This window comes from Microbacterium sp. 20-116 (genome assembly GCF_041079415.1).
Lineage (GTDB): Bacteria > Actinomycetota > Actinomycetes > Actinomycetales > Microbacteriaceae > Microbacterium.
This window is the reverse complement of record NZ_JBFYGP010000014.1, coordinates 1-12,274: the sequence shown is the minus strand read 5'-3', so window position 1 is coordinate 12,274 and position 12,274 is coordinate 1. Positions and strand designations below refer to the sequence as shown.

Annotated in this window: 13 protein-coding genes; 11 read left to right on the top strand and 2 right to left on the bottom strand. The window is 71.1% G+C overall.

What is annotated here, in order from left to right; translation table 11 throughout:
* Positions 1–6: 6 nt before the first annotated feature.
* Positions 7–534 carry a hypothetical protein gene (locus AB6V29_RS16320; RefSeq protein WP_289940190.1) on the bottom strand — a complete coding sequence of 176 codons (528 nt, stop codon included), beginning with the start codon at positions 532–534 and terminating at the stop codon, positions 7–9.
* 48 nt (positions 535–582) lie between these two features.
* Between AB6V29_RS16320 and AB6V29_RS16315 the strand changes: the two genes are divergently transcribed.
* Complete coding sequence (locus AB6V29_RS16315) at positions 583–936, top strand: SdpI family protein (RefSeq protein WP_369359929.1); 354 nt, start codon at positions 583–585, stop codon at positions 934–936.
* Between the two features lie 237 nt (positions 937–1,173).
* On the top strand, positions 1,174–2,100 hold the full coding sequence (locus AB6V29_RS16310) for a nuclear transport factor 2 family protein (protein ID WP_369359927.1): 927 nt from the start codon (positions 1,174–1,176) through the stop codon (positions 2,098–2,100).
* Positions 2,101–2,132: 32 nt separating this feature from the next.
* Here the strand turns inward: AB6V29_RS16310 and AB6V29_RS16305 are convergent, their stop codons facing one another.
* Positions 2,133–3,323 carry an ROK family protein gene (locus AB6V29_RS16305; RefSeq protein ID WP_369359925.1) on the bottom strand — a complete coding sequence of 397 codons (1,191 nt, stop codon included), beginning with the start codon at positions 3,321–3,323 and terminating at the stop codon, positions 2,133–2,135.
* A 150-nt stretch (positions 3,324–3,473) separates the two neighbouring features.
* Between AB6V29_RS16305 and AB6V29_RS16300 the strand changes: the two genes are divergently transcribed.
* From AB6V29_RS16300 to AB6V29_RS16260, 9 genes are all read left to right on the top strand, one after another.
* Positions 3,474–4,244 (top strand): amino acid ABC transporter ATP-binding protein, encoded by a 771-nt coding sequence (locus AB6V29_RS16300; RefSeq protein WP_369359923.1) that lies wholly within the window; start codon positions 3,474–3,476, stop codon positions 4,242–4,244.
* A 61-nt stretch (positions 4,245–4,305) separates the two neighbouring features.
* Positions 4,306–5,259 carry a glutamate ABC transporter substrate-binding protein gene (locus tag AB6V29_RS16295; RefSeq protein ID WP_235556917.1) on the top strand — a complete coding sequence of 318 codons (954 nt, stop codon included), beginning with the start codon at positions 4,306–4,308 and terminating at the stop codon, positions 5,257–5,259.
* Positions 5,260–5,337: 78 nt separating this feature from the next.
* Positions 5,338–5,982, top strand: coding sequence for an amino acid ABC transporter permease (locus AB6V29_RS16290; protein ID WP_056224894.1), 645 nt, complete (start codon positions 5,338–5,340; stop codon positions 5,980–5,982).
* Complete coding sequence (locus AB6V29_RS16285) at positions 5,979–6,845, top strand: amino acid ABC transporter permease (RefSeq protein WP_289940193.1); 867 nt, start codon at positions 5,979–5,981, stop codon at positions 6,843–6,845. The genes AB6V29_RS16290 and AB6V29_RS16285 overlap by 4 nt, the downstream gene beginning before the upstream one ends.
* Before the next feature lie 33 nt (positions 6,846–6,878).
* Positions 6,879–7,889 (top strand): asparaginase, encoded by a 1,011-nt coding sequence (locus AB6V29_RS16280; protein WP_369359920.1) that lies wholly within the window; start codon positions 6,879–6,881, stop codon positions 7,887–7,889.
* Complete coding sequence (locus tag AB6V29_RS16275; protein WP_369359918.1) at positions 7,886–9,646, top strand: copper homeostasis protein CutC; 1,761 nt, start codon at positions 7,886–7,888, stop codon at positions 9,644–9,646. Before AB6V29_RS16280 ends, AB6V29_RS16275 begins: the two co-directional genes overlap by 4 nt.
* Entirely contained in the window at positions 9,643–10,413 is a 771-nt protein-coding gene (locus AB6V29_RS16270) for a glucosamine-6-phosphate deaminase (protein ID WP_103207619.1), read from the top strand. Before AB6V29_RS16275 ends, AB6V29_RS16270 begins: the two co-directional genes overlap by 4 nt.
* Complete coding sequence (gene nagA, locus AB6V29_RS16265; RefSeq protein ID WP_369359915.1) at positions 10,410–11,546, top strand: N-acetylglucosamine-6-phosphate deacetylase; 1,137 nt, start codon at positions 10,410–10,412, stop codon at positions 11,544–11,546. The genes AB6V29_RS16270 and nagA overlap by 4 nt, the downstream gene beginning before the upstream one ends.
* A gap of 246 nt (positions 11,547–11,792) precedes the next feature.
* Positions 11,793–12,274, top strand: a 482-nt coding sequence (locus AB6V29_RS16260; protein WP_369359913.1) for a hypothetical protein, incomplete at its 3' end; no start/stop codon positions are given.

Here is a 12,274-nt window from a genome sequence, read left to right as displayed (position 1 = left end):
CCGTGCTCAGTCGAGGCGCGTGAACCGCCAGCTCTTGCCGTTCTCACCGCACTCGGGCATGCGCGGGCTGTTCCAGTCGGGGTCGCGCAGCACGGAGCCGCCCTTGCCCGCGCGCAGGATGAGCGACGAATCGTCGAACTGCACCCGGATCCCCCACTCGCCGACGACCTCCCAGGTGGCGGGCCCGGTGTAGACGCCCGTCCCCGCGGGCGCGAAGCAGAGGTGCCGGCGGCCGTTGCGGTTCTGCCGCGCCTCGTCGCGGTCCTGACGCGTCACGTCTCCGCGCGGGGCATCGATGACCTCCGCCGTACCGTCGCGCTGCAGCCGGATCCGCATCTCGCTCCCGGGCGCGGCTCCGTCCAAGGCCCCGCGCCACTCGACGGGAGCGACGGAATCGCGCACCGCGTGATCGTTGGCGCTGGTGAGACTCGCCCCCGCGACGACCGCGATGACGAGCACCACGATCGCCACCAGCAGGCCCCGGCGTTCCCGGAACACACGTGGAAGCCGCGGGGCGCGATCTGACGAGGACATCACGTGGAGCGTACGACGGCGAGCGTATGTCGGGCGTATCCTGCCGCCATGAGCACAGGGGCGATCATCCTCGCCGTCGTCGGTCTCGCTTTCATCCCCATCCTCGCCCTGTGCGGGCGCGGGGTCATCCCGAGGGGCTGGGGAGTCGGCATCCGGCTTCCCGCCATCCAGCAGAGCGACGCCGCGTGGCGGGCCGGGCACCGCGCCGCGGTGCTCCCCTATGCCGTGTTCGCTCTCGCGGCCGTCGGTGTCGCGGTTCTGCCGATGGCGGCCCCGGCTCTTGCGGACGCCGATCCGGCCCTGACGGCGGTGGTCATCATCGCGGGACTCGTCGTGGGCGGGATCCTGGGCAGTCGTGCGGCCAACCGGGTGGCGTCCGACCGCGAGCCGCGCAACGTCTGAGCGGCCGGCGGTGCTGATGAATCCGCCCAGCGTCGACCGCCGTCGCCACGAATCCAACCTCGGGGTCAGTACCTGACGATCAGGTGCGTAGGTGTGCGCGTGGCGAAATCTTGCGATCCTGCCGCTGCGCGCCGAGCCGCCGACCGCGTGCTCGCGTCTCCACCGGTCACCGTCGCCGAGAGGACCACGAGTCGACGCAACGGTGACACATCGATCCGCACTGCGTAGGAGAAGATCATGTCCCCCTTCACCCCCGGAATCACCCGCGCGACCGCCCTGGTCGCCGGGGCAGCCCTCGTCGGCGTTCTCGTCGTGGCCGCGCCCGCCAATGCTTCGCCGACCGGAGCGTCCACGGCGACGGCCGTCGACCGACAGAACGTCGGCGCCGAGGAGGTCAATGCGTGCCTCATCCGCACGCTCTTCGCCACGACGTTCACCGACCCCGACAGCCCGTTCGCTCGGGCGATCGCGGGTCAGCTCGTGGCTCCGGATGCCGTGACCCACGGCAGCGGATCAGCCTCGGGCCCCGAGGGGCTCCTCACCCAGTTCGCGGCCGACCGGGACCGCATTCCCGGCGCGCAGGCCGTGATCAAGCACCTCGCTTCCGATGGAGACCTGGTCGCGGTGCACTGGCAGATCGCCCCCGACCCGAGCGACGAGCGCCGCGGCGACGCGGCCGTCGACCTGTTCCGCCTCCGGGACGGCAAGATCGTCGAGCACTGGTCGCTCGACCAGGCGATTCCCACCGGCACCCCGGCCAGCGGCAACACGAACACGATGTTCAGCGACCTGTACCGCCCGTCGCGGCCCACCGCGCCCCCGACCGAGCAGCAGGAAGAGAAGAACCGCCTCTTCGCCGTCTCGGCGTATGACACGCTGTTCCGCGACAAGGACGTATCGATCCTCGATCGCGCGTTCGACCCCGCCTATCTGCAACACAACTCGGTCGCCCCGAACGGCACCGCCGCGCTGAAGCAGTTCTTCTCGAGCGGGGTGCAGTTCCCGGCGCGGCAGTCGGTCATCTCGCTGTCGGACGGCGACATCGTCTGGACGTTCTCGCAAGCCGTCGGAGCGAAGCCCGACGACCTGCTGCTGGCTTCCGATCTGTTCCGAGTCGACGGCGGGTTGATCCGCGAGCACTGGGACGTGGTTCCGGCGAGCTGACGCTGCGACGACGGAGACGCGGCCCTCGCGAGCTAGGAGCGGGCCGAGACCCGCAACGACGAGCGTGCAGCCTCGGTCCCGAACACCGCGTCGAGGAACAGCCGCGCCGCGCCGAGGATGCCGCCCGTGCGCGCGTGACGCGGCACGGCGACCTCGAGGTTCTCCGTCGCCATCGGCAGGCAGTCGGCCCAGAGCTTGGATTTGATCGCGGCGATGAAGACGTCGGATGCGCTCAGCGAGCCGCCGACGACGAGTCGGTCGGGGGTGAAGAAGTTGACGATCGTGGCGAGGACTCCGCCGGTCATACTGCCGGCCTCGCGCAAGAGGCCGGTGGCGAGAGCGTCTCCGTTACGGGCCAGATCGATCACGGTCTCGACATCCGAGACGTCGCGTCCGGCCTCCTGCGCCGCGCGGGTGAGAGCCGATCCGCTCGCCACGGCATCCAGGCAGCCGACGCGCCCGCACGAGCAGGGGACCGGCGCGGCCCCGGGCACGGTGACGTGGCTGATGTCACCGGCCGCCCCACTCCGACCCGTGTAGAGCTGTCCGCCTGCGACGACCCCCGACCCGATGCCCGACCCGGCCTTGATGAACACCTGGTTGAGCGCCTCGGGGTCGCCACCGACGAGCTCGCCGACCGCCATGCAATTTGCATCGTTGCTGGCGAGGGCGGGCACTTCGAGGACCTCGGAGAGAAGGGCGGCGACGTCGACGTCGTGCCACCCGGGCATACGCGACGGCGCGACGAGACGGCCGGTCTCCGCCGACACCGGTCCGGGCAGCGCGATCGCTGCACCCGTCACCGTAGGAGCGCCATTCGCCTCGGCCAGAGCGTCGAGTTCTCTCGCGACGCGGCGGAGCACGGCATCCGGGCCCTCCACCAGATCCAGCACGAGGTGGTGATGGGCGAGGGGGGTGCCGGCGTAGTCCACCAGCCCGATCGTGCTGCGCTCGACGCCGAGATCGATGCTGGCGACCGTGCCGAGGTCGCCGCGGATGGCGAGACGGCGGGGTCGGCGACCGCCTCGCGAGTCGTCGGTGCCGTCTTCGACGATGACACCGGACGCGATCAGCGGATCCACGCGTGCCGTGACGGTCGAGGGCGACAGCCCCGTGTGTGCGGCGAGCTCAGCGCGCGATCGTGCGGCGCCCGTGCGCAACGGTGTCAGCACCGCGAGGGTCTGCGAGCTGAAGGACGGCAGGGCGGCGGATTGAGGCTGCACCCCTTCAGCTTAGTCCAAACTTGGAGTATCTGTCTCGAATTATCTCTGTAACATGGCGTCGTTAGTTTGATTTCACCAACGACGCGGAAATCTCCTCCCGCGTCGGCTGTACCCGACATCGCGGCGAGTCCGCGGGAAGGATCTGCGCCCGTGTCGACGCCCGCATCACCCTCCGCCCCGGCGGCGGCGCCCCTCGTGGCAGTCCGCGAGGTGCAGAAGCACTTCGGCGACCACCACGTGCTCAAGGACGTCGATCTCGACGTGGCTCGCGGCGAGGTCGTCGTCATCGTCGGCCCCTCGGGCTCGGGCAAGTCGACGCTGTGCCGCTGCCTCAACCGTCTCGAGACCATCACCTCGGGCACCATCACCATCGACGGCGTCCCGCTGCCGAGCGAGGGGCGCGGACTCGCCGACCTGCGCGCCGAAGTGGGCATGGTCTTCCAGTCCTTCAACCTCTTCGCACACCGCACGGTTCTCGACAACGTCGCCCTCGCCCCGCACATCGTCTCGAAGGTGCCGCTGAAGAAGGCGCGGGAAGAGGGCCTGGCCCTGCTCGACCGCGTCGGGATCGCCGACAAGGCCGACCGCTTCCCCGGCGAGCTCAGCGGCGGTCAGCAGCAGCGCGCCGCCATCGCCCGCGCGCTGGCGATGAAGCCCAAGCTCATGCTCTTCGACGAGCCGACCTCGGCCCTCGACCCCGAGATGGTCAGCGAGGTGCTCGACGTGATCACCTCGCTCGCCGAAGAGGGCATGACGATGGTCGTCGTCACGCACGAGATGGGCTTCGCCCGCCGCGCCGCCGACCGCGTGATCTTCATGGACGACGGACGCATCGTCGAAGACACCACCCCCGAGCGCTTCTTCACCCACGCCGAGAGCGACCGCGCCCGGGCGTTCCTGTCGAAGATCCTCGCCCACTGACATCCTCCCCGCCCCCGACGCGGCTCGTTCCGCACGCACCCGCAACCGAAAGGCAGTACCCGTGATCTCCTCTCGCTCGATCCTTCGCCGAGGCCTCGTCCTCTTGGCGTCCGCGGCCACGGTCGCGTCTCTCGCCGCGTGCTCGTCCGGCACCGCGGCCGTCCCGGGGTCCGACCCCAGCGCGTCGGCCAAGGCCAGCAGCCTCGAAGAGGTCTACGCGAACGCGCCCGTCGCCGACGCCGCGGCCCTCATCTCCGACTCGACGATGGCCAAGATCAAGGCGCGCGGCAAGCTCATCGTCGCCGAGGCCCTCGACGCCCCCCTGCTGTCGCAGCAGGACCCCACGAACCCCGAAGACGTGCAGGGCTTCGACGCCGACCTCGCCAAGATGCTCGCCATCTACATCCTCGGCGAGCCCAACGTCGAGATCGTCCCGCCGGCGTCCGAGACCCGCGAGGCCCTGCTCGCCAATGGCACCGTCGACGTCGTCTTCAACACGTACACGATCACCGAGAAGCGCGCCGAGCAGGTCGACTTCGCCGGCCCCTACCTCGAGTCGGGTCTGGCCGTCGCCGTCCGCAGTGACAACACCGACATCAACGGCATCGACGACCTGGGCGGCAAGACGGTCATCGTCGGCGCGAACACCCCCGCTGTCACGGCCGTGCCCGAGAAGCAGCCCACCGCGAACATCGTCAGCTTCGCCACCGACCCGCAGGCCCTCCAGGCCCTGACCCAGGGCCGCGGCGACGCGTACGTGCAGGACTTCACCTTGCTCGCGAGCCACGCCATCGACGACAAGAGCATCAAGGTCGTCGGGCAGCCCTTCACCAGTGAGGCGTACGGCATCGGTCTGAAGAAGGACGACGCGCAGTTCAAGTCGTTCATCAACGACTGGCTGAAGAAGATCCAGGACGACGGCTCGTGGGCCAAGATCTGGGACGCCACCCTGGGCTCGGCGGTCGAGTCGAGCGCTCCGACTCCCCCCGCGATCGGCAGCGTCCCCGGCTCCTGATCCCCTGACCGACCGGCGTCCGTTCCGCACATGACGGGCGCCGGTCTCCCTCTTCCCTCCCGCTCTCCTGAGGACCCCATGGACTTCTTCGCCTCGAGCGCCGGACCGATCGCGCAAGCGCTCGGAACGACGATCCTGCTCGCCGTCTCGGCCGGCATCGGGTCGATCGTGCTGGGCACGCTCGTCACCGCCGCGCGCATCAGCCCGGTGCCGGTGCTGCGCTGGGCCGCCTTCGCCTACGTGCAGTTCTTCGTCAACGTCCCGCTTCTGGTTCTCCTCGTGCTGGCGGTGTTCGCCCTGCCGGATGCCGGATTCCTGCTGCCCCTGACGCCGACGGCGATCATCGTGCTCACCCTCTACGAAGCGGCGTACGTCGCCGAGGCCGTCCGCAGCGGCGTGAACACCGTGAGCCGCGGCGAGATCGAGGCCAGCCGCGCGCTGGGGTTCTCGCTCGGCCAGACCCTGCGCGTGCTCGTCATCCCCCAGTCGCTGCGGGCCGCGATCCAGCCCATCGGCAACGTCATGATCGCCCTCACCATGAACACCGCCCTGGCCGCTGCGGTGGGCGTCGTCGAGCTGACGAGCGCCGCCAACAAGCTCAACCTCGTCGAGGCTCAGCCCATCCTGATCTTCACCGCGGCGGGGCTCATCTACATGGTGCTCGCGCTGGCGATCGGCCTCACCGCCGGCCGCCTCGAGAAGAAGTTGAGGATCCGCCGATGACCTCCCCCGTTTCGCTCTACGACGAGCCCGGGCCCCGTACTCGCCGCCGCATCCTCATCTGGTCGATCGTCAGCGCGGTCGTCATCCTGGGCCTCATCGCCCTCGCCCTCGTGCAGTTCGCGTCGAAGGGCCAGCTCGACAGCGACCGGTGGTTGCCGTTCCTCGACATCGCGATCTGGGAGTACCTCGGCGTCGGCCTGCTCGGCACACTGCAGGCCGCGGCCCTGACCGCCGTGTTCGGGTTCGTGCTCGGCCTGCTGCTCGCCCTCGGGCGTCTCAGCCGCGTCCGCTGGATCAGCTGGATCTGCACCGCCTACATCGAGATCGCCCGCACGGTCCCCGTGCTGCTGCTCATCTACCTGATGCTCTTCGGCCTCCCCCAGCTCGGCCTGAACTTCCCGGTGCTGTGGAAGCTCGTCATCCCGCTCACGATCGCCAACGCGGCCGCCTTCGCCGAGATCATCCGCGCGGGTGTCCTCGCCCTGCCCCGCGGGCAGACCGAAGCCGGTCTCAGCCTCGGTATGACCCGCTGGCAGGTCGACCGCAAGGTGGTCCTGCCCCAGGCGCTGCGCTTCGTCGCGCCCTCGCTCGTGGTCCAGCTGGTGAGCCTGCTCAAGGACACGTCGCTGGGCTACATCGTGGCGTTCACCGAGCTGCTGTACCGCGGGCAGGTGCTGTCGAGCTTCAACGGCCTGCTCATCCAGACCTTCGTGGTGGTGACCGTGATCTTCCTCGCGCTCAACGGCGGCCTCTCGGGCCTGGCCGCTCGCCTGCAGAAGCGACCGGGCCGCCGCAGCCTCGCGACCCCCGCCAAGGTCGCCCCGGCCGGCCTCACCACCCCGAACGCCCCTGTCGACCGCTGATCCGCCTTCGCCCCGGCATCGAAAGAACCACCCATGACGTCCCTTCCCCCTGTTCCCTCCCCCCTGGCCGACCTCGCCGTCGTCATCCGCTCGGGTGTCGTCGAGAGCCGCCACCTCGGCTCGATCGCCGCCCTGTCCGCCGACGGATCGGTGGCCTGGCAGACCGGGAGCGGCGAACAGATCCTGCCCCGTTCCACCGTCAAGCCCGTGCAGGCCCTCGCGTGCCTGCTCGCCGGGGCCGACATCGACGGAGCCGACCTCGCGATCGCCGCGGGCAGCCACACCGGCGAAGACGTGCACGTCGACGTCGTGCGCGATCTGCTCACCCGCGCGGGCCTCGACGAGAGCGCCCTCGGGTGCCCGGTCGACTGGCCCGAGGACGAGCCCACGCGCGAACGTCTCATCCGCGACGGCGAGCAGCGCTCGCGCGTGCGCATGAACTGCTCGGGCAAGCACGCCGCGATGCTGCTCGCCTGCGCGGTCAACGGGTGGGACACCGCGAGCTATCTCGACCCGTCGCACCCGCTGCAGCAGCTCGTGCGCTCGACGCTCGAACGCCTGTCGGGCGAGACGGTGGTGCACGAAGCCGTCGACGGGTGCGGGGCGCCCCTGTTCAGCGTCTCGCCCCTCGGCATCGCCCGCATCTTCCGCGCCCTCGTGACGGGCGCCCCCGGCACGCCGGAGCGGAGAGTGGCGGATGCCATGCGGTCGTACCCCCGCTTCGTCGGCGGCGACCACCATGCCAACACCGACGCCATGCTGCGCGTACCGGGGCTGCTGTCGAAGGGCGGCGCCGAGGGGGTGATCGGCATGGCGACGGCCGACGGGGCTGCGGTGTCGATGAAGATCCTCGACGGCAACCCCCGTGCGACGACGCTCGTCGCCCTCACCGTCCTCGAGGCGCTCGGCGCCGACATCTCGAGCGCGGGCGACCTCGTCGACCTGCCGATCCTCGGTGGCGGCGTTCCCGTCGGGTCGATCCAGGTCGGCGGCGACGTCCGCGCCTGGCTCGACGCCTCGATCGCTGCGGACACCGCACCGTGACGACCGCCGCAGGCCCGGCATCCCTCGTCGAGAAGTCCCCCGCGGGCGCCCGCGCTCTCGTGGAGATCTGTGTCGACGATCTCGCGGGGGTGCTCGCCGCCGAGCGCGCGGGCGCCGACCGCGTCGAACTCTGCGCCGACCTGCTCGAGGGTGGCACCACCCCCAGCTTCGGGATGATCGAGTCGGTCCTCGCCTCGGTGCAGCGCGTGGGCGTGCAGGTCATGGTCCGCTCGCGCGGCGGAGATTTCGTGTACTCCGCCGACGAGCTGCGCGTGATGCAGACGGACGCGCGCGCCATCGCCGTCCTCGCTCGGACCAGCAGCGTGCCCGTGGGCATCGTCTTCGGGGCACTCACCGCCGACGGGCACGTCGATGAACAGGCTCTCGATGCGATCCGCGCGGCGGCTGGCGAGGTGCCGATCACCTTCCACAAGGCTTTCGACGACACCGTCGACCTGTTCGACGCTTACGACACCCTCGCCCACCACGGCGTCGTCCGCGTGCTCACCTCGGGCGGCAAGGCCACGGCCAGCGAGGGAGCCGACGTGCTCGCCGGGCTCCGCGCGCGGTCGGAGGGCACCCGGACGCCGGCGGTGCTCGTCGGCGGTTCGGTCCGGGCCCACAACGTGGCGACGCTGCTCGAGCGCACCGGCGCCCGCGAGGTGCACCTGCGCGCGCAGGTCGAGTCCAGCCGCGGGCACCTCGTCACCGACGAGTCCGCGATCCGCGAGACGGTCCGCGCCGTGTCTAAGAACACCCTCGCGTCGCACCCGGCCGTGATCGCGGTCGACATCGGCGGCACCTCCGCCAAGGGCGCCCTCGTCGACATCGACGGGCACGTGCTGCAGAGCTCCCGCGTCGCGACCGGCGGCTCGGGAGCCGAGACGGTCACGCGCATCGCCGAGCTCCTCAACGATCTCATCGCGGGAGCCGAGAGCCTGGGCCGCTCGGTCGTGGGGGCGGGTGTCGTCAGCCCTGGTCTCATCGACAGCGCCACCGGCACCGTCCGTTACGCCTCGACGCTCGGATGGACCGACGTCCCCCTCGCCCGGCTCCTGTCGGATGCCACCGGGCTCCCCGTCGCCGTCGACCACGATGTGCGGGCGGCCGGTGCGGCCGAACGGGCCTACGGCGCCGCCGCCGGCTCGCGCAACGTCGTCTTCGCCGCGATCGGCACCGGGGTCGCGGCATCCCTCACCTCCGACGACCGCGCGGTCGAGGGGGCCATCTCGGGGGCCGGAGAACTGGGGCACATCCCGGTCGTGCCGGGCGGCGAGCTCTGCACGTGCGGGCAGCGCGGCTGCCTCGAGGTGTACTTCTCGGGCGCGGGGCTGGCTCGGCGGTACGCGGCGAGCGCCCCGGTGTCCGACGGGGAGGCTCCGGATGCCGCGGCCATCATCGCCCGCATCGACACGGATCCCATCGCCGCACGCGTCTGGTCGGAGGGGCTCGACGCTCTGGCCACCGGGCTCGCGACCCTCACGCTGCTCGTCGATCCCGAGGTGATCGTGCTCGGCGGCGGCGTCGCGCAGGCCGGTAACGCGTTTCTCGAGCCCCTCCGTGAGCGTCTTTCCGCGGCTCTCGCGTGGCGCGAGGCGCCGCGCCTGACGACCGCCGCCCTCGGCACGCACGCCGGCCGGATCGGAGCCGCGATGCTGGCCTTCGAGGCCGCGCAGCGACCCGAGGTCACCCGCTCGTGGACCGCACCTGTCACCCTGGCTGAGCCGACCACCCCCCGAACGGAGGCCCGCTCGTGACCGAGATCGCGATCGTGCAGGAACAGGCGGATGCCGGCCGCATCGCCGCCGACCTCATCGTCGCCGCGCTGAGTCGCCGCAGCGACCCGACGCTGGGACTCGCGACCGGCTCGACACCCCTGCCGGTGTGGGCGGCCCTGGCGGAGCGTTCCCTCGACCTCTCGGCCGTGCGGGGTTTCGCCCTCGACGAGTACGTGGGCCTGCCCGCCGGACACCCCGAGAGCTACCGCGCCGTGGTCGATCGCGACATCGTCGGCCCCCTCGGACTTGACCCGTCGCTCGTGCGCGTTCCGGGCGACGACGGGGGTCCGCTGGCCGAGGCCGGCGAGCGGTACGAGGCCGCGATCGCCGCGGCCGGCGGCATCGACCTGCAGATCCTGGGCATCGGCCGCACCGGGCACATCGGGTTCAACGAGCCGGGCTCGTCGCTCGCCTCGCGTACGCGCCTGAAGGCGCTGACGCCCGCGACCCGCGCCGACAACGCACGGTTCTTCGACAACATCGACGACGTCCCCACGCACTGCCTCACTCAGGGCATCGGTACGATCCTCGACGCGGGCGTGCTCGTGCTGCTCGCCTTCGGCGCGGCGAAGGCCCCCGCCGTCGCCGCGGCCGTCGAAGGGCCGCTGACCTCGTCGTGCCCGGCATCCGCGATCCAGCTGCACCGGCGGGCCGTGGTCATCGTCGATGAGGCGGCCGCCGCCCAGCTCGAGCACCGCGACTACTACCGCTTCGCCTGGGACCACCGCGAGATCGCCTCGGCATGACCGCCGACCTGCTGCTCACCGGCGCCCGGGTGGTCGACGCGCGGCGCGACCTGCCCGACGCGTGGGTGCGGGTGCACAACGGTCTGATCGCCGAGGTGGGCACCGGGGTCGCTCCGAGGGCGTCCGAGCGCATCGACCTGGGCGGGGCGACCCTGACCCCCGGCCTGATCGACTTGCACGTGCACGGGGGCGGCGGGCACGCCTTCGACGACGGAACGGATGCCATTACCGCCGGGGTCGCCGCGCACCGCCGCCACGGTACGACGGCGACCCTCGTGAGCCTGGTCTCGTCTCCGCTCGACGTCCTGCGTCGGCAGCTCACTCGCGTCGCCGTCGCACGACGGTCCGATTCCGCGATTCTGGGCGTGCATCTCGAGGGCCCCTGCCTCTCGCCCGCCCGGCGCGGGGCGCACGACCCCGGCGCGCTCGCTCTCCCCGACGGACCCGTCCTCGACCTCGTGTGCGATGCCGAGCCCGGCCTCATCCGGCAGGTCACCCTTGCGCCCGAACTCCCCGGAGCTCTCGACGCGATCACGGAGCTCACCGCCCTCGGCATCCGCGTCGCGATCGGCCACACCGAGGCCGATTACGCCCTCACGCGCGAGGCGATCGCGCGTGGCGCCACCCTGCTCACCCACGCGCTCAATGCGATGCCCGCGATCGGCCACCGGCTGCCGGGTCCGGTGCCGGCCGCTCTCGAGGACGACCGCGTCACCCTCGAGCTCATCCTCGACGGCGTGCACGTTCACCCCGCGGTCGCCCGCATGCTGCTGACCTCGGCGCCGCGCCGGGTGGCCCTGATCACGGATGCCATGGCCGCCGCCGCCCACACCGATGGCGCGTACCGCCTGGGCGAGCTCGACGTTCACGTCGCGGACGGCCGCGCGTTGCTCGACGACGGCGTCACGATCGCGGGGTCGACGCTGACGCTGGATCGCGCGGTGCGCGCGGCCATCGTCGACCTGGGTCTTGCCGCGTCGGATGCCGTGGGAGCGGCGACGGCCGTTCCCGCGGCGGCGCTGGGCGACCCCGCGCGCGGGCTCCTCGAGCCGGGAATGCGCGCCGACCTCGTCGCGTGGGACGCGGACTGGCGCGTGCGGCGAGTCTGGGGTGGCGGGATCCGCGTCGAGTAGATGCGGCCCGCAAGACCTTTCCTGCGCACTTTTTCGCAAAGCGTCCAGCCGCGTGGAAACGGCGAGAAAAACGAAGATGTATCACAGAATTTGACTCTTCATCAGGCTTCTTTTCCCTTGTTAGCGTGACCGTGGAACGTCGCCTGCTCGCGGAGGAGCGTGCGTCGGTTCTCACGTCGAGTGCACCATTGCAACCACGTCGTTGCTCGCCCTTTGGCCCACTCTCTCAATGGAGAAGGTCAATACATGTCACGTCGCCCGTTCTGGCGGAAAGCACTGACCGTGCCCGCCGCCATCGCCCTTGCCCTCGGGGGTGTCGCGCTCACCGCCGCGCCCGCATCCGCCGCAGAGGCAGGCCTCACCGTCACCAGCCCGATCGACGGCTCGACCGTCGATTCGCGCACGGTGACCGTCCAAGGATCCGTCTTCGGCGGGTCCACCGTCATCGTGTACGACCAGAGCGGGAACAACGTTCTGGCGCGCTCCAACGTCGGCGGCTCCTTCGGTCAGCCCACGCCGTATTCGCTGACCCTGCCCGCTTACGCGGACGACGCCCCGGTCGCGCAGACCATCGTCGTCGGCGGCCTTTACGGGGGCAGCGGCATTCCGCAGCAGTCCGTGTCGTTCGCCCTGCCCGCGGCCGCCCCCGTTGGCAACTTCACCGTCACCGCACCCACCAACGGCCAGACCGTCGACTCCCGCACCGTGACCTTCACCGGCACCGGCAC